At 37.3% G+C, this 16,086-nt stretch carries 18 protein-coding genes; 17 read left to right on the plus strand and 1 reads right to left on the minus strand.

Annotation, left to right across the window (positions count from 1 at the left end; genetic code table 11):
* From MMB68_RS11380 to MMB68_RS11440, 13 genes are all read left to right on the plus strand, one after another.
* On the plus strand, window positions 1–1,389 hold the full coding sequence (locus tag MMB68_RS11380) for a sensor histidine kinase (RefSeq protein WP_277548856.1): 1,389 nt from the start codon (window positions 1–3) through the stop codon (window positions 1,387–1,389).
* Between the two features lie 370 nt (window positions 1,390–1,759).
* On the plus strand, window positions 1,760–1,924 hold the full coding sequence (locus MMB68_RS11385) for a YezD family protein (RefSeq protein WP_013056824.1): 165 nt from the start codon (window positions 1,760–1,762) through the stop codon (window positions 1,922–1,924).
* 343 nt (window positions 1,925–2,267) lie between these two features.
* Window positions 2,268–2,420: a Fur-regulated basic protein FbpA gene (locus MMB68_RS11390; protein ID WP_013056825.1), complete on the plus strand. Its 153-nt coding sequence runs from the start codon at window positions 2,268–2,270 to the stop codon at window positions 2,418–2,420.
* 252 nt (window positions 2,421–2,672) lie between these two features.
* Window positions 2,673–3,737: a sulfate ABC transporter substrate-binding protein gene (locus MMB68_RS11395; RefSeq protein ID WP_028413544.1), complete on the plus strand. Its 1,065-nt coding sequence runs from the start codon at window positions 2,673–2,675 to the stop codon at window positions 3,735–3,737.
* A gap of 94 nt (window positions 3,738–3,831) precedes the next feature.
* Window positions 3,832–4,668: a sulfate ABC transporter permease subunit CysT gene (gene cysT, locus MMB68_RS11400; RefSeq protein ID WP_028413543.1), complete on the plus strand. Its 837-nt coding sequence runs from the start codon at window positions 3,832–3,834 to the stop codon at window positions 4,666–4,668.
* A gap of 12 nt (window positions 4,669–4,680) precedes the next feature.
* Window positions 4,681–5,547 carry a sulfate ABC transporter permease subunit CysW gene (gene cysW, locus MMB68_RS11405; RefSeq protein WP_269871313.1) on the plus strand — a complete coding sequence of 289 codons (867 nt, stop codon included), beginning with the start codon at window positions 4,681–4,683 and terminating at the stop codon, window positions 5,545–5,547.
* A 19-nt stretch (window positions 5,548–5,566) separates the two neighbouring features.
* Window positions 5,567–6,640: a sulfate/molybdate ABC transporter ATP-binding protein gene (locus tag MMB68_RS11410; RefSeq protein ID WP_221782897.1), complete on the plus strand. Its 1,074-nt coding sequence runs from the start codon at window positions 5,567–5,569 to the stop codon at window positions 6,638–6,640.
* A 108-nt stretch (window positions 6,641–6,748) separates the two neighbouring features.
* On the plus strand, window positions 6,749–7,744 hold the full coding sequence (locus tag MMB68_RS11415; protein WP_277447876.1) for a ketoacyl-ACP synthase III: 996 nt from the start codon (window positions 6,749–6,751) through the stop codon (window positions 7,742–7,744).
* A gap of 82 nt (window positions 7,745–7,826) precedes the next feature.
* The gene (locus MMB68_RS11420) at window positions 7,827–8,495 is read left to right on the plus strand and encodes a response regulator transcription factor (RefSeq protein ID WP_264409104.1); all 669 of its coding nucleotides are present in this window, start codon (window positions 7,827–7,829) and stop codon (window positions 8,493–8,495) included.
* A complete protein-coding gene (locus MMB68_RS11425) occupies window positions 8,492–9,856 on the plus strand; it encodes a HAMP domain-containing sensor histidine kinase (RefSeq protein ID WP_221782903.1) in 1,365 nt (454 codons plus the stop codon). The genes MMB68_RS11420 and MMB68_RS11425 overlap by 4 nt, the downstream gene beginning before the upstream one ends.
* A gap of 85 nt (window positions 9,857–9,941) precedes the next feature.
* Window positions 9,942–10,877 carry an ABC transporter ATP-binding protein gene (locus MMB68_RS11430; RefSeq protein ID WP_047751073.1) on the plus strand — a complete coding sequence of 312 codons (936 nt, stop codon included), beginning with the start codon at window positions 9,942–9,944 and terminating at the stop codon, window positions 10,875–10,877.
* Window positions 10,852–11,559 carry an ABC transporter permease gene (locus MMB68_RS11435; RefSeq protein WP_025752139.1) on the plus strand — a complete coding sequence of 236 codons (708 nt, stop codon included), beginning with the start codon at window positions 10,852–10,854 and terminating at the stop codon, window positions 11,557–11,559. The genes MMB68_RS11430 and MMB68_RS11435 overlap by 26 nt, the downstream gene beginning before the upstream one ends.
* Window positions 11,560–12,294 (plus strand): ABC transporter permease, encoded by a 735-nt coding sequence (locus MMB68_RS11440; RefSeq protein WP_221782905.1) that lies wholly within the window; start codon window positions 11,560–11,562, stop codon window positions 12,292–12,294.
* A 31-nt stretch (window positions 12,295–12,325) separates the two neighbouring features.
* On the opposite strand, the gene MMB68_RS11445 is transcribed toward MMB68_RS11440, so the two are convergent.
* Window positions 12,326–13,165 (minus strand): YitT family protein, encoded by an 840-nt coding sequence (locus tag MMB68_RS11445; protein ID WP_251396551.1) that lies wholly within the window; start codon window positions 13,163–13,165, stop codon window positions 12,326–12,328.
* A 248-nt stretch (window positions 13,166–13,413) separates the two neighbouring features.
* Here MMB68_RS11445 and MMB68_RS11450 point away from each other — a divergent pair, with 248 nt between their 5' ends.
* The 4 genes from MMB68_RS11450 (at window position 13,414) to pfkB (ending at window position 16,075) form a co-directional block, all read left to right on the plus strand.
* On the plus strand, window positions 13,414–13,767 hold the full coding sequence (locus MMB68_RS11450) for a YolD-like family protein (protein WP_195780209.1): 354 nt from the start codon (window positions 13,414–13,416) through the stop codon (window positions 13,765–13,767).
* Between the two features lie 122 nt (window positions 13,768–13,889).
* Window positions 13,890–14,030, plus strand: a complete 141-nt coding sequence (locus tag MMB68_RS11455; protein ID WP_013056833.1) for a hypothetical protein — start codon at window positions 13,890–13,892, stop codon at window positions 14,028–14,030.
* A gap of 381 nt (window positions 14,031–14,411) precedes the next feature.
* Window positions 14,412–15,164, plus strand: a complete 753-nt coding sequence (locus MMB68_RS11460) for a DeoR/GlpR family DNA-binding transcription regulator (RefSeq protein ID WP_013056834.1) — start codon at window positions 14,412–14,414, stop codon at window positions 15,162–15,164.
* Entirely contained in the window at window positions 15,161–16,075 is a 915-nt protein-coding gene (gene pfkB / locus MMB68_RS11465) for a 1-phosphofructokinase (protein ID WP_025752144.1), read from the plus strand. Before MMB68_RS11460 ends, pfkB begins: the two co-directional genes overlap by 4 nt.
* Window positions 16,076–16,086: the final 11 nt, after the last annotated feature.

Consider the following 16,086-nt stretch of genomic DNA (forward strand, 5'->3'; position numbering starts at 1 on the left):
GTGAAATCAATTTATGTAAAGCTGGTTCTGTCGTTCATCATTACAATTTTATTGAGCGTTGTGATTACCGTTGTCGTTACGACATTTCTTAGCAAGCAGAAGCTCGAAATGCGATTAGGTCAGGATATGGTGAAGATGGGAGAAGATTTTATCGATTTGTACGGAGCAGAAGACTCCGACAAAGCTGCAAGGTTTTTATCTAATTCATCATTCATTCATTTTTCGTTTATTATTATTGATGATCAGCATAAAGAAAAAGTATTAGGACAGCCAGGACCGCCTATTCCAATTACACCGAAAGAAGTAGATCAAGTATTAGACGGGAAGCGTTATTCTAATTTAAACGAGGAAAAAGGTGATCGTCCACAGCCAAACGTAGTGGGTCTTCCTTTTAAAGAAAATGGACGGTCGTATGCTCTATTTATTCAGTCTCATCCACAGCGGCAATTTTCAGTTATTCAAGATGTTCAAAATATTCAGCTTATTACGATTTTATTAGTAGGTATTGTATTGTTTGCATATGTTTCAACGATTATTATTAAACCGATTAAGCGTCTCAGTACAGCGATGAAAGTTGTCGGACAAGGCGAATACAATGTGCAAGTCGAGCACGCAGCGAATGATGAAATTGGTCTGTTAACTAAAAACTTTAATCAAATGACTAAAGAATTAAACAAAATAGAAACGATGAGGCAAGAGTTTATTGCTAGCGTTTCGCATGAAATTCAATCACCGCTGACCTCTATTCGCGGTTTTTCAGCGGCACTTAAAGATGATATCGTCAGTGAAGATAAAAAGATACAATATTTAACGATTATCGAAAAAGAAAGTACAAGACTATCTCAGCTTAGTTCCAATTTGCTAAAGCTTGCTTCTCTTGACTCTGAACATCAAACGCTAATGCTGCAGCACTACCGGTTAGATGAACAAATCAGGCATGTAGTCATGGCTTTAGAACCTCAGTGGACAAAAAAGAACATAGAAATTGACCTTGATTTAGCCAATGTTCAAATGGAAGCAGATAAAGATTTGTTAGAGCAAGTTTGGCTAAATTTAGTAACAAATGCTATTAAATATACGCCTGAACATGGATTTTTGAAAATATCCATTTCTCTAAATTCTCTAAAAAACGAAGAAATAGACGTGAAAATAAAAGATAATGGAATTGGTATTGCCGAAGAAGATCAAAAATATATTTTTGAAAGCTTTTATAAAGTAGATAAATCCAGAACGTTAAAAGGAAGCGGGCTTGGTTTAGCTATTACCAAAAAAATTGTTCGACTGCATGAGGGATCCATACATGTAGAAAGCAAAAGTGATCAAGGAAGCACCTTTACTGTAACATTACCTATCCAAAAAAATAGGAATAAAAAAGACTCATCTGTGTAAATTCATACAGATGAGTTTTTTATTAGGTCAAAGATATAAAAAAATTTAATAATATCTATTTATTTTTTTAATCCCTACTTGACATATAGGTAAAGTGTAAATAATATAGATAGTATAAATCTTTTGAAAAAATTGGGATGCTAAAGAAGCTGATCGGTCAACCGAAGGCTCATACTTGTTCGCTACTAGTGTGGGCCTTTTCTGTACATTGGTTGTGGTCATTAAAATCTCAATCTTCAACTGAACATATGGGGAGGATTACCATGTATTTATCTTCTGCACATTATACAAGTACTTATAGATGTTGTTCCCTTTGTTTATTCAACTGCAACTAAAATATAAATTTATCTATGAATAGGAGAATGATAAAATGGCTTCAATTACACAAGAAAAATTAGATTATATTGTTAAATTACTAACTGAAATCAACTATGGATCTGTACTAATTACTCTTCACGACGGACAAATTACTCAAGTGGACAGCACGGAAAAAAACCGCTTTTTAGCTAAAAGCAAAGTAGCAAGCCACAAATAAGCCTATTTAAATACGTATTTAGAGAAACTGAAGGGCCGGCCTAGATAGCGAACGCTTGACGGCGGGGCAAGCAAGTGCTGTATTAAATATAGAAAACGTGCGTATTCGAAGAAGAATTGACTTTCTTTCCGGTCAAAGATTTAGAATTTTTCGAATTAAAATTGAGTTATAGGTTGTATGAGTATGACGATGAGAAGTGTAAAGCTGCTAAAGCAGCTTTGTACTTTTTAAAATGATAAAGATCTGACAGTTTCATTCCTGTGCTGATCGGATTACCGAAGGCTTCTGACCTGTGTTAGGAGTCTTTTTTTATTCTTAAATTAATATAATAGGAGGAGAAAAGATGGAAAATTTATTACGAGCAGCGGTGCGGCAAAGAAAACAATACCTCATTGAAGAGTTACTCAAAAAAGGGATTTACAAAAAAGAAAATCATCATCTTTTTGAACTCACACTCTCTGACTTAGAAAAAGAGTATCAGGCACGCAGTAAGTAAGGAAAATACGCAAAAAGAACTAAAATAAGTGTAAAAAAGATTAAAAACCTAGTTGACTAATAGGTAAAGTGTGTTTATTATAAAAACAAGAATAAATTGTCTTTTCAGAAATTATTTTCTTTTTATTCTTACTAATAAATTTAATAAGAATAATTTAAGAGCATATACGCTGATCAGACTAACTGAAGGCTGCTTCTCTTTTCAAAGAGATAGCGGCCTTTTTGTATTTTTTTATAAAAAGGGGAGTAAAACATGAAGAAAAAAGCAGTTCAGTTTTTAATGGTGCTGACAGCACTGCTCGTGGTGCTAGCAGGTTGCGGTAATGGAAAATCTACTGAAACAGCAGGAAAAGATAGTTCTGCGAGTAAAAACGATTCAAAAAAACCGGTAGAACTTTTAAACGTTTCCTATGATCCTACACGTGAGCTTTATCAGGAGTTCAATAAGAGCTTTGCGTCTTATTGGAAAGATAAAACAGGGCAAGACGTCACGATACAGCAATCACACGGTGGATCTGGTAAGCAAGGCCGAGCCGTTATTGACGGTTTAGAAGCGGATGTAGTAACGCTGGCGCTTGCTTACGATATTGATGAAATCGCTCAAACTCGCCAATTATTAAACAAAGACTGGGAAAAAGAATTGGCTCATAATTCTACACCATACACTTCAACGATTGTTTTTTTAGTTCGTAAAGGAAATCCAAAAGGAATTAAAGATTGGGATGATTTAACGAAAAAAGGTACATCTGTTATTACGCCAAATCCAAAAACGTCTGGAGGCGCGCGCTGGAATTATTTAGCTGCATGGGCATATGCGAAGGATAAATATAACGGCGATAACAAAAAGATTGAAGACTTCATGAGTAAGCTTTATGGAAATGTCGAAGTGTTAGACTCAGGTGCACGCGGAGCTACCACTACCTTTGTAGAACGAGGCATTGGAGACGTGTTAATTGCATGGGAAAACGAAGCTTACTTATCGTTAAATGAGCTAGGAAAAGATAAATTTGAAATTGTAACACCGTCATTAAGTATTTTAGCAGAGCCACCTGTTGCTGTAGTAGATAAAGTAGCTGAAAAGAAAGGCACGACAAAGGTAGCAAAAGCATACTTAAAATACCTATATACAGAAAAAGGTCAGGAAATCGCAGCGGAAAACTACTATCGTCCTCGAAATAAAAAAGTATTAGAGAAACACAAAGATCAATTCCCTTCGCTTAACCTAGTCACTATTAAAGATTTTGGCGGCTGGAAAAAAGCTCAAGAAACGCATTTTAATGATGGGGGAACATTCGATCAGATTTATCAGCCAAAGTAATATGATTCATTAAAAAAGTAGAACGAGGAAGATACGAATGGTGATTCGTATCTTCTGTGTACATGTATCTTGAAAGCAGAGAGAGGTGTAAGACGTGAGCGTGTTACAACGACAGAAGAAAAAGAAAAGCATCTTACCTGGATTTGGGCTTTCTTTAGGTTTTACGATGTTTTATGCAAGTATCCTTGTGCTTTTTCCGTTAGCTATGATTTTTTTTAATACGGCATCTATGGGATGGAGCGACTTTATTAAAACTGTTACAGACCCTAGAGTAGTAGCATCATATAAATTAAGTTTTGGAGCAGCATTTGCAGCAGGCATTATTAATGTTATTTTTGGAACCATTATTGCATGGGTATTAGTGAGATATCATTTTCCTGGAAAGAGGTTTATTGACGGGCTTGTAGATTTGCCGTTTGCTTTACCAACGGCTGTTGCCGGCATTGCCTTGACCACTCTTTACGTCCCGAAAGGATGGATTGGTCAATTATTTACGTTTAAAATCGCATTTACGCCTATCGGAATTATTATCGCTCTGACGTTTATTGGTCTGCCGTTTGTCGTCCGAATGGTGCAGCCAGTATTGCAAAACTTTAATGCAGAGATCGAAGAAGCATCTGCTAGTTTAGGAGCCAGCCGAATGCAAACGTTCAGAAAAGTTATTTTTCCAGAGCTGGTGCCTGCTATTCTAACAGGCTTTTCTCTTTCATTCGCAAGAGCGCTTGGAGAGTATGGATCAGTTGTTTTTATTGCTGGAAATATGCCGATGAAAACTGAAATTACGCCGCTTATTATTATGACAAAACTCGAGCAGTACGATTATGCGGGCGCTACTGCTATTGCATCAGTCATGCTCGTTGTATCATTTTTTCTGTTATTACTTATTAATATTATTCAATGGTGGACAAATCGCAAATTTGTACATAGTTAAGGAGGGATGACATTGGCAGGACATGTTCCAATGCAGCATGCAAAAACGACTGTTAAACTTAATCATTCTAGTTTAAAAGAGCCCAAAGTCGTCCAGTGGCTGCTTACATTTATTGCACTGGCTTTTTTAGCTCTATTCTTAGTGCTCCCGCTCATCACCATTTTTATGACAGCTTTTCAAAAAGGGTTGGAAACGTATCTAGCTGCGATTACGAATCCGGATGCTTTAGCTGCTATTAAACTAACGTTAGTTGTTGTGCTGATTACCGTTCCGTTAAATGCCGTTTTTGGCGTGGTAGCTGCATGGTTAATTACGAAGTTTGATTTTAAAGGGAAAAATATTTTAATTACGCTTATCGATTTACCGTTTGCCGTTTCGCCTGTTATTGCTGGATTGGTTTTTATTTTATTATTTGGTGCACAAGGATTATTCGGAGAATGGCTGTTTAATCACGACATCAAAATTGTCTTTGCTATTCCCGGTATTATATTAGCTACCCTTTTTGTAACGCTTCCGTTTGTTGCTAAAGAATTGATTCCACTCATGCAAGCTCAAGGGTCAGCCGAAGAAGAAGCATCGTTAACGTTAGGAGCCAGCGGTTTCAAAACTTTTTTTCTAGTGACATTACCTAATATTAAATGGGGCTTATTATATGGCATTATTTTATGTAATGCGCGTGCAATTGGGGAGTTTGGAGCTGTTTCCGTTGTGTCTGGGCACATTCGAGGAATGACTAATACGATGCCTCTTCATATTGAAATTCTCTACAATGAATATCAATTTGCAGCAGCGTTTGCGGTAGCATCTTTAATGTCAGTTTTAGCTATATTTACATTGATTGTAAAAAATATTATTGAGTGGAAAGCCAAACATATTTAAATAGGAAGGAGCTTATGAGATGAGTATCCATATTAAGCACGTATCAAAAAACTTTGGTGATTTTAAAGCGCTGGATTCTATTAACATTGATATTCAAACGGGTGAATTAGTAGCTTTACTCGGTCCGTCCGGTTCTGGAAAAACATCTTTGCTTCGCATCATTGCCGGTCTTGAACACCTTGATCAAGGAGCTATTTTATTTGATGGAAAGGAAATTACGCACGTAAATCCAAAGGAGCGAAATGTAGGGTTTGTTTTTCAACACTATGCTTTGTTCAGGCATATGACTGTGTTTGATAACATTGCGTATGGTTTAAAAGTACGACCTAAAAAAACAAGACCTGCTAAAATAGACATTAACAAGAAAGTAACCGAGCTGCTGCAGCTTGTGAAGCTAGAGCCGCTTGCAAATCGCTATCCTTCTCAATTATCCGGCGGGCAGCGTCAGCGAGTAGCACTTGCTCGAGCGTTAGCAGTGGAACCAAAAGTACTGCTACTAGATGAACCTTTTGGCGCTCTGGATGCAAAAGTTCGTAAGGATTTGCGCAGATGGCTGCGTAAATTGCATAATGATTTTCATATTACGAGTATTTTCGTTACGCATGATCAAGAAGAAGCTTTAGATGTGGCCGATCGTATTGTTGTGATGAACAACGGTAAAATTGAGCAGATTGGAAGTCCTGAGGAAGTATATGATCATCCTAATAGTCCATTTGTGTACGATTTTTTAGGGAACGTCAATTTATTCAAGGGTCGCATTCATAAAGGCAGACTAAAACAAGGAAGCTTTGAAATGGATGTTCCAGAATTCAGCGGAAGAAATGAAGAAGCAGCTGTTGGATATGTACGACCTCATGATATTCACCTTGAAAAGGTAAAAACAAGCGCAGATGCTGTTTCTGCAACCGTTAGCCATATTCATGTGATAGGTCCTATTGTGCAAATTGAATTAAAAAGAGAAGATGCAGAAGAATTTTTAGAAGCTGAATTGAGCAAAGAGCACTATAAAGTCCTCAGCCTTCAAGTGGGAGAGCAGGTGTATGTAAAGCCTAAGCAGCTAAAAGTATTTATTCCAGAAGATTATTCTATTTAATAAAAAGCGTAAAGGGTATGCCTTTGCGCTTTTTATCTAACAATAAATTAGTATCAGATATTAAAAGTAGGTGTTATAATTAAGTATCAACTGATTTGAGGTGGAGAAATGATACAATCAAAAGCTAGAATCGCAGGAATGGGGACGTATACACCAAAGCAAAAATTAACGAACGACCATTTAAAAGAAATGGTTGATACAAGTGACGAATGGATTGTGCAGCGCACGGGAATGAAAGAACGGCGAATTGCAGGGGAAGGTGAATACACGTCCACGCTTGCCATTCAAGCCGTTAAAAATTTGCTTAACCGATATGCTGTAGAAATAGAAGATGTAGATGCAATTATTGTTTCGACAACAACGCCGGATCACTTTTTTCCTAGCGTAGCATGTCAGGTTCAAGAATACTTTCATATTGAGCAGGCTGCAGCATTTGACTTAAGTGCCGCATGCGCTGGGTTTACATATGGCCTTCATGTGGCGAACGGCTTAGTGACGTCGGGATTTCATAAAAAGATTTTAGTTATTGGTGCCGAAGTCATGTCGAAAATTACAGATTATACGGACCGTGCCACATGCGTGCTGTTTGGTGACGGAGCGGGAGCTATGCTTGTAGAGTACGATGAGCATAATCCAAGTTTCTTAGGATGTCACTACGGAACGGACGGAAGCGGAGGGGTAAATTTATACCGTTCTAACTTATCTAACACTCTTTTAGGAAAAGAAATTAACTCGAGCGGGAATTTAGTTCAAAACGGGCGTGAAGTATATCGCTTTGCCGTCCGAACGATTCCAAAAGGAGTAGAAGCATTATTAAAGAATACTTCCATTTCTCTTTCAGATGTAAATTGGTTTATTCCGCACAGTGCAAACCTTCGGATGATTGAAGCTATTTGTGCTAAAACAGGTGTTTCAATGGATAAAACGTTAACGAGTGTGCAATACTGCGGAAATACATCTTCAGCTTCTATTCCGCTTGCCTTGAACGAAGGAATAATGACAGGAAAAGTACGGGATAATGACCTTCTTATTCTCTATGGGTTTGGAGGAGGATTAACGCACTGCGGCTTGTTAATTAAATGGGCGTGTAAAGAAAAAAGCTAAAAGGCGATGCCTTTTAGCTTTTTTGTCTTTTACTGCTAAGGAGAATTCGATAAAATGGAAAAAGAAGTAAAGGGGTGTGCATATGAATCACGTTTTATACATTGAAGACAATGAAGAAATTGGATTAATGATTCAAAATGAGCTTAAAAAGCAAAACTATGAAGTTACTTGGTTACAATCAGGAGATATCGCCAGTCAGTTTATTAAACAAGCGGATATTGTCATTTTAGATGTAATGCTTCCTGGGTTAGATGGATTTACAGTGGGAAAAAAGCTTAAAAAACTAGCACCTGATGTCCCAATTTTAATGCTTTCAGCTCGTACAGCTCTAGAAGATAAGATCATGGGACTAGAGTTTGCCGATGACTATGTCACAAAGCCGTTTCATCCAGAAGAGCTGCTTGCAAGGCTTGAAGTATTGTTAAGAAGATTTTCAAGAAAGAAAGAAGAGCTTATTGTAAAACATTTGCATATTTCAATGATAGACTATCGCGTGATGAACAGAGAGACAAGTGAAGAAATTAGTTTAACAGGTAAGCAATTTCATATTTTTACTTATTTCCTTCAGCATTTAAATCAAATTTTAACAAAAGAACAAATTTATGAAGGGGTATGGAAAGAGCGTTATATAGAAGGAGATAAAACCTTAATGGTACATATTCGCTATTTACGAGAAAAATTAGAGAAAAATGCAGCTAATCCTGAAATTATTGAAACAATACGAGGGATTGGGTACAGGGTGAAGCAATGAACGTTACACAGTCTCTTATCACGAAGTATATCTTAATTATGATTGCAGCTGTACTAATTATACCGGTATCATTTTTTGCAGGCTCATGGCTGATCACCGTCCCTTTTATGCATATTCAAGGATTATTAAATGAAGAGTATAAAGGAAAAAGCTACTACGAACAAATGTGGAATGAAGAAGCCCAAAAGCTAGAAGGAGCAAATGAGAAAACAATTAATCAAAAGCTGAAATTATTAAAAGAAAAATACCCTGAAGCTTCAATGTTCTGGGTAAACGAAGCTGGACAAACACAGCTTCCGCTTCCTTATCATGAATCCCTTCCGAAGCAATGGTCATCGTCTTATACGGCTGAATTTATAAAAAAACGATACGGAAACGATCCGTATACGGTTATTACCTTTATTGGAACAGATAAAAAGCAAGGTTTTATGGTCATTGAAGTGCCAGAAAAAGCCGTTGAGCCCCCTATTCAAAGGCTAGACCCAGCCTACTATAATATTTATTTAGGATTTGTTTTTATCATTGTGCTTTCTTTTATTGTATTTTCTCTGTTCTTTTTTCTTCGAATTCGAAAAAGACTGCGAGTGTTACAAGCTGCTATGAACAACAAAGGCGAGCAAGGAATTCCTTTACCTGTTGTATCTGAGTCCACGGATGAAATTGGTCAGCTAGAACAATCGTTTAATCAAATGGTTAAACAGCTTCATGAAAGCCGGGACCGAGAGCAGCAAGAAGAACAGCTGCGGCAAGACTTAATTATGAGTCTATCGCATGACTTACGAACACCGCTCACGACTGTTCGAACGCATATTTATCAGCTGAAAAACGAAGAAATGGCCTTGAACGTTCAACAATCTCTTGAGGTAATTGATACAAAAGTAGAATTTGTTAGTGATTTAATAGATAATTTATTTTCCTATACGCTGCTGTTAAATGGAAAATATCCATATCGGGAAGAGGAAGTTGATATGGCTCGATTTCTTAGAAAAAGCATTGCGCAATGGTATCCACTATTTGAAGAAGAGAATATGGAAGTGGATATTCAACTGTCTTCTCAGTCCATATATTGGCGCGGAGATGTTCAGTGGTTAGAAAGAATAATAGATAATTTATGTCAAAATGTCATTCGTCATGCCAAAGAAGGTAACTTTATTGGCTTTCGTCTTGTTCAAGAGCATGATTTATCTTCTCTTACCATTTCTGATAAAGGGTCAGGCTTTAAAAAGAATAGCCATACGAAGCAAAACGGTGTAGGTCTAGCGATTGTGGATGCGATGATTAAAGAAATGGGGTTAACGTGGTCAATTCATTCTACAAAACATGGAACGGATATTCAAATTGTGTACAAAGCGAGTGATTAATTCACTCGCTTTTTTAAACAAATTTTAACCTTTCTTTTCCGTCCTCTTAACTTTAGCTGTTTATAGTAAAGGAGAGGTGATAAAAGTGGAAATTGTTAAAACGACTCAGCTGATAAAAGTATTTAAAGGAGCAGAAGCTGTAAATGAAGTGAATTTATCCATTAAAGAAGGAGAAATCTACGGGTTTTTAGGACCTAATGGAGCAGGGAAGACGACAACGATCCGAATGCTGCTCGGGCTAATGAAGCCAACGAGCGGGGAAATTGAGCTGTTCGGAGAAAGAATAAAAAATCACAGGCAGCATATTCAAGCCTTAAAAAAGATAGGTTCACTTGTAGAGAGCCCTTCCTATTATGCGCATTTAACTGCAAGAGAAAATCTAGAGGTACTTCGTAAAATACTAGGTGTATCTAAAAACAGAGTGGATGAAGTACTAAATATTGTAAAATTAACAAAAGAAGCAAATCGTCCAGTCAAAGGCTTTTCTCTTGGGATGAAACAGCGGCTTGGTATTGCTTCTGCACTCCTCGGAAATCCTCGTTTATTAATCTTAGACGAACCAACCAACGGACTGGATCCTGCAGGAATTCAAGAAATTCGTTCGTTAATTAAAGAAATGCCAGGGGAAAACGGAGTTACCGTATTGATTTCAAGTCATTTACTCTATGAAATTGACCATTTAGCGACTCAAGTAGGTATTATTACAAAAGGAAAGATGCTATTTAATGGATCGATTGAATCGCTTCGCAAAAAAGCTAAGCATCAAGTGGCATTTACAACGGGAGAGATAGAAAAGGCTAAAACAATACTATTAGCAAACGGGTTTGTACCTACTATCGACAAACATAGTCTTCTTTTAGATTATATTGATCATGAGCAAGTGGCACATCTTGTTTATCAGCTTGTGCAAGAAAATGTCTCAATCTACCGAGTTGAAGAAAAATCGAAATCATTAGAAGATATCTTTTTAAAGCTGACGAGCGAGGAGAATAGATATGTTCACAAAAATACTGCAGGCTGAGTGTATAAAGTTAAAAAGAAAATGGCTCTGGTTTTTACTATTTTTAGGTCCAGCGGGTGTAATTGGCTTAACGCTAGTTGATTATAGCGTTCGATATGAATATTTAATTCAGCAAAATCCGAATGTGTGGGAAGGTCTTTTGCATGAACTAAACATCACGCTTCCAATAGCTTTTTTACTGGGAGGAACGATTCTTGCTTCAAATGTAGCGCATATTGAATATCATAGAAGCTCATGGAAGCAGCTGCTGAGCTTACCTGTGAGCAGACTGAGTGTTTATACAGCAAAATTTGTAGTAGTTATGTTTATGCTACTTATCGCTTCTGCTGTTCTATTAATCGGTATAATTGGGTTAGGATGGTGGTTAGGATTTGGTTTTCCGTCTTCTTGGAAAAATCTCTTTGTGTATACCTTTTATCCTTTTTTTTCTGCCATTCCATTTGTAGCTATTCAAATATGGTTATCTATGCTTTTTAAAAATCAAGGCCGCTCTCTTGCACTAGGTATTGTGATGAGTGTGACGATGAGTGGTATGAGAGAATTACCAAGCTGGTTTTTCTGGCAATGGCCAATGCTAGCGTTTTCTGACTATCGAAATATGTACATGATAGCAGGTGTAATTATCGGTATTTTCTTATATGCTGCAGGCGCCTTGCACTTTATCAAAAAGGATGTGGCCTAAATGTTTTTGCAATTATGTAAGATAGAATGGTTTAAATTGTTTAAAACAAAAGCCTGGACGTACCTTTTTGTGAGTCCTATTCTAATCGCTATTATCCTTTTTGTAGGTGATCAGGCAATGCCAAGCGGGAGAATGAAATGGGCAATGGCAGATGCCTTGATTGCCAATGTTCACGGATTGCTGTTTTATCCGTTAATTGGCGGGTTAGTAACATCCTTCATCTGTCGGTATGAACACGAAGCGGGAGGGTGGAAGCAATTATTATCTCTTCCTGTGACAAGGACATCGGTATACGGAGCAAAATTGATTACAGCAGCAGCTTTCATGGGAATTCTTCAAGTGCTTGTATTTGTTGTTTTATTAGGAGTTAGCATGTTAAAAGACTATCCGAGCGCTGTGCCGTTAAAGATGATAGCTGGAAATATGCTAGGCGGATGGGTTGCGGTGTTGCCCATTCTTGCGTTTATGCTAGCTGTGTCGATGGCATGTTCTAGCTTTGGAGCATCTTTGACAGTCAACGTCATTTTAACACTACCGAATTTATTCGTTGCTAACTCTGAACGATTTGGCCCCTGGTACCCATGGACTCAGCCGATGTATGGAATGTTAGGTGTAACCGGAAAAGCATCATGGGGGTTGATGCTGACTACACAGAATTTCTTAGTGGTTGTTATAAGCAGCTTTCTGCTTTTTGGAGCAGCAGGTTTGCTGTATTTTCAGCGCAAACATATATAATAGAAAAAACCCGCTTTTTTATAGCGGGTTTTCAACTGGCTTTTGGAATGGTAAAACCTACTCCAAAGACGTCGCGTACATCGTGTACGACCACAAAAGCTTGTTCGTCGACTTTATGAATAATACGCTTTAATTCTAGCAGTTCTTGTTTGTTCACAACTACGTACAATACGTCTTTTGCTTCTTTTGTATAGCTTCCATGAGCAGAAAAGACAGTAACGCCGCGCTGCATCTTTTTATTGACTTGTTCGGCTACTTCAGCTGAACGGTGTGAAATAATAGTGATTGCTTTGCGAGGGTTGAGACCTTCAATGATATAATCCAGCACCTTCGTTCCGATGTAAAGAGAAATAACCGTATACATCGTCTTTTCTCCACCGATGACAAAATAAGCGCTTGCTACAACTAATAAATCAATTGCCAGCATCGTTTTGCTAATATTCCAGTCTAAATATTGATTAGCTAAGCGGGCAATAACTGCAGAGCCTCCGGAAGTTCCGCCGCCTCTAAACACAAGTCCGAGTCCTACACCAGCAAAAATACCAGCAAAAATAGCCCCCAGTAGCGTATCGTCAAGAGGATTTCCCAGTCCTTCAGTTATATGTAGGAATAGAGATGTGAAAATAATACATATAATTGTGTAAGCAATCACACGTTTGTGAAGCAATTTGTATCCGATCAGTACCAGCAAACCGTTTAATATAAAGTTTGTGATACCAGGAGACCAGCCTAGTACATAATAGGTAATCATTGTTACACCGGTTACGCCGCCTTCTGCTAATTCATTTGGAATAGCAAAGTAATTAATGGCCAGTGCAAAAATGAGGCTTCCTAGAATAATGAGGATAATTTCTTTTATTTTATTAATCATGAACGTTACCTCCAATCATCAAAAACTCCGAAAACACAGTCATGACAATGTATTATACCAACTCTAGAGGCTGAATTAAAGATGGGATATTATTATTTTTTAAAAAATCAATTTCTGCTATCAACATAAAATCTTTTGACAGTTTTTATGGAGTATGAAAAAATAAATTGTTTGCTTTTATTTTGATTAAAAAGTTTTGCAATGAGAATGTTCGTTCGGTAAAATAGAAGCAAGAGTCAAGGGGGAGAATGAACGTGTATCAAGATGAATTAAAACAGTATGCGAAGTTAGTAATGCCCGAGCATTTAGAGAAAATGAAGAAAATGTACAGTCCCGAGGCACATAAGCAGTCCTTAGGGTTGAAAAAAGAAAAGATTGAGCATATTGAAAATGTCATTATGAACAGTTACTCGGAGCATCATCCAGTAACGCTTCACGTCTATGAAGCAGGACATATTCAAAGGTATGAACGAGTGACGATTGATAAAGTCTCGCTGCAGTCGAATACGCTGATGGTCACAGGCCCTTGTTATACATATTCGATTCGAGCGGATGCAGTAATTGAAGCAAATGTATGGAAAGACGAAAGCTACTCTAGCTAAGAGTAGCTTTTTTGTTCGTTTTGTATCTTTTTTTTAACGCATGCATACAATACATAAAAGCATATTCTGCGAGTAGTAACTTCTAGCTACTAGGAAATCTTAATTAAAGAAGGGATTATTGTATGCAAAATGAAAAAACTCAAGTAAGAGAAATCGAATTAACGCAGTTCATTAAGAAAAGACTCGTTCGTTTTATCTCAAGTTTAGCTATTTCTTCTGCCCTTGCTTCCATATTATATATGCTTCTGTTTTTATTTAAATGATGGGTCACTTCGAGTTGTCCAAAAAGGTGGACAACTTTTTTAGTGTGTAGGCTTTTATGAAGTCAGGACAAGCTATACTCGATTCAGTCAGAAAAATTCAACCGGTCAAGAAATAGTCAAAAACAGTCATAGCTAATTAGTTGCAAGAAAACCTTTACATATAATGAGAAAAGTAGACAAATTCTTGAATTACCAGCATATTTCCTTTTATATTAACTATTATTAAACCAAATGCAAATCTAATTGTTTGTTCAAAAAACTTTATTTTGTAATTAAAAAAATGAATGTTTTTGATTTTTTATGATTGATTTTGAATGTAAACCGTGATAAAGTAAGTACATGAAATAAATGAAAACGCTTTTTTGAAAAAGGAGCTAGAACATGTTAACGCCGGAGAGACATCAACTAATCTTAAAACTTTTAAAAGAGAAAGAACTTGTAAAAGTGCAAGAGTTTATCGAAGTTACAGGCGCTTCGGAATCCACAATTAGAAGAGACTTGAGTCAACTAGAAGAAGAGCAAATGCTCAAACGTGTTCACGGTGGCGCTTCGCTTATTCGCAGTAAACGAATCGAACTGAGCGTTATCGAAAAATCTGCTAAAAATGTTCAAGATAAACGAAACATTGCAGAGTATGCGGCTTCCATTATAAATGAAGGTGACTGTATTTTTTTAGATGCAGGAACTACAACGTATGAAATGATTCCTTTTTTAAAGCAAAAAGATGTAGTTGTCGTGACAAATGGTTTAATGCATTTAAACCCGATGCTAGAACAAGGTATCACCCTCTATTTAATTGGAGGATCGGTTAAACATAAAACGGGCGCTTTAATTGGCAATGGAGCCCTTTTAAGTCTTGAACAGTATCGTTTTGATAAATGTTTTATGGGAGCGAATGGGATTCATCATCAATACGGATATACAACTCCTGATCCAGAAGAAGCATTGATCAAGCAAACGGCAATGAAGCTGTCTAGAGAATCTTATATTTTATCAGATTCCACTAAATTTTTTGAAACAAGTTTTGCGAAAATAGCCGATTTACATGAAGCAAAAATTATAACAAATGACGTACCTAGCGATGTACTTATACAGTATGCAAACAAAACAGACATAAAGGTTGTGAAATCATGATTTATACATGTACGTTGAACCCATCCGTTGATTACGTAGTACATGTTTCAGCATTCGAAGAAGGCGGGCTTAACCGCACAACGAATGAAGCCAAGTTTCCAGGAGGAAAAGGCATTAACGTCTCTCGCGTTTTAAAGCGATTAGGTGTTGATAATAAGGCCCTCGGTTTTGTAGCCGGCTTTACAGGAACTTATATCGAAGACTACTTAAAAGCGGAGAATATCGAAACAGCTTTTACAAGAGTTGAGGGAGATACGCGCATTAACGTAAAGTTGAAAACAGAAAAAGAAACAGAAATTAACGGTCAAGGACCTGCTATTACAGACGAAGCGCTTCAGTCTTTATTGACTCAAGTGAAGCAAATGACTGAAGGCGATATCTTCGTATTAGCAGGGAGTATACCGAAAACGCTTCCAAGTTCTGTGTATGAAACGTTAACTGAACTAGCAGCGGCGAACGGAGTAAAAGTAGTAGTAGATGCAAGTGGAAAAACTTTGCTAGACGTCGTGTCTCACAAGCCGTTTTTTATCAAACCAAATCATCATGAACTTGCAGAATTGTTTGATGTAGAAGTAAACAGTGCAGAAGATGCGCTGGTATACGGTAAAAAACTCGTGGAACAAGGAGCGCAAAACGTCGTTGTATCCATGGCAGGAGATGGAGCACTTCTTATTAACGAAAGCGGTGTCTACAGTGCCACAGTCCCTAAAGGAACAGTAAAAAATTCTGTTGGAGCTGGAGATTCACTTGTAGCTGGATTTATTGCTTCTTATGTAAAACAAGGGGATTTATTAGAAGCCTTTCAAACAGGAGTTGCTTCAGGAAGTGCCACAGCATTCTCACTTGAATTATGTACAGCAGAAGATGTAAAGACGCTTCGTGAACAAGTGTCAATCACAAAGGTAGAGTAGGGGGAACCGAG

It is taken from the genome of Priestia sp. Y58 (genome assembly GCF_029522095.1).
In the GTDB taxonomy this organism is placed as follows: domain Bacteria; phylum Bacillota; class Bacilli; order Bacillales; family Bacillaceae_H; genus Priestia; species Priestia megaterium_E.

Coding starts and splice junctions, on each gene's coding strand:
- MMB68_RS11385 (WP_013056824.1), top strand. CDS start 1,760: ATGGCTTCAATTACACAAGAAAAATTAGATTATATTGTTAAATTACTA.
- MMB68_RS11390 (WP_013056825.1), top strand. CDS start 2,268: ATGGAAAATTTATTACGAGCAGCGGTGCGGCAAAGAAAACAATACCTC.
- MMB68_RS11395 (WP_028413544.1), top strand. CDS start 2,673: ATGAAGAAAAAAGCAGTTCAGTTTTTAATGGTGCTGACAGCACTGCTC.
- MMB68_RS11410 (WP_221782897.1), top strand. CDS start 5,567: ATGAGTATCCATATTAAGCACGTATCAAAAAACTTTGGTGATTTTAAA.
- MMB68_RS11415 (WP_277447876.1), top strand. CDS start 6,749: ATGATACAATCAAAAGCTAGAATCGCAGGAATGGGGACGTATACACCA.
- MMB68_RS11420 (WP_264409104.1), top strand. CDS start 7,827: ATGAATCACGTTTTATACATTGAAGACAATGAAGAAATTGGATTAATG.
- MMB68_RS11425 (WP_221782903.1), top strand. CDS start 8,492: ATGAACGTTACACAGTCTCTTATCACGAAGTATATCTTAATTATGATT.
- MMB68_RS11435 (WP_025752139.1), top strand. CDS start 10,852: ATGTTCACAAAAATACTGCAGGCTGAGTGTATAAAGTTAAAAAGAAAA.
- MMB68_RS11440 (WP_221782905.1), top strand. CDS start 11,560: ATGTTTTTGCAATTATGTAAGATAGAATGGTTTAAATTGTTTAAAACA.
- MMB68_RS11445 (WP_251396551.1), bottom strand. CDS start 13,165: ATGATTAATAAAATAAAAGAAATTATCCTCATTATTCTAGGAAGCCTC.
- MMB68_RS11450 (WP_195780209.1), top strand. CDS start 13,414: ATGAACGTGTATCAAGATGAATTAAAACAGTATGCGAAGTTAGTAATG.
- MMB68_RS11455 (WP_013056833.1), top strand. CDS start 13,890: ATGCAAAATGAAAAAACTCAAGTAAGAGAAATCGAATTAACGCAGTTC.
- MMB68_RS11460 (WP_013056834.1), top strand. CDS start 14,412: ATGTTAACGCCGGAGAGACATCAACTAATCTTAAAACTTTTAAAAGAG.
- pfkB (WP_025752144.1), top strand. CDS start 15,161: ATGATTTATACATGTACGTTGAACCCATCCGTTGATTACGTAGTACAT.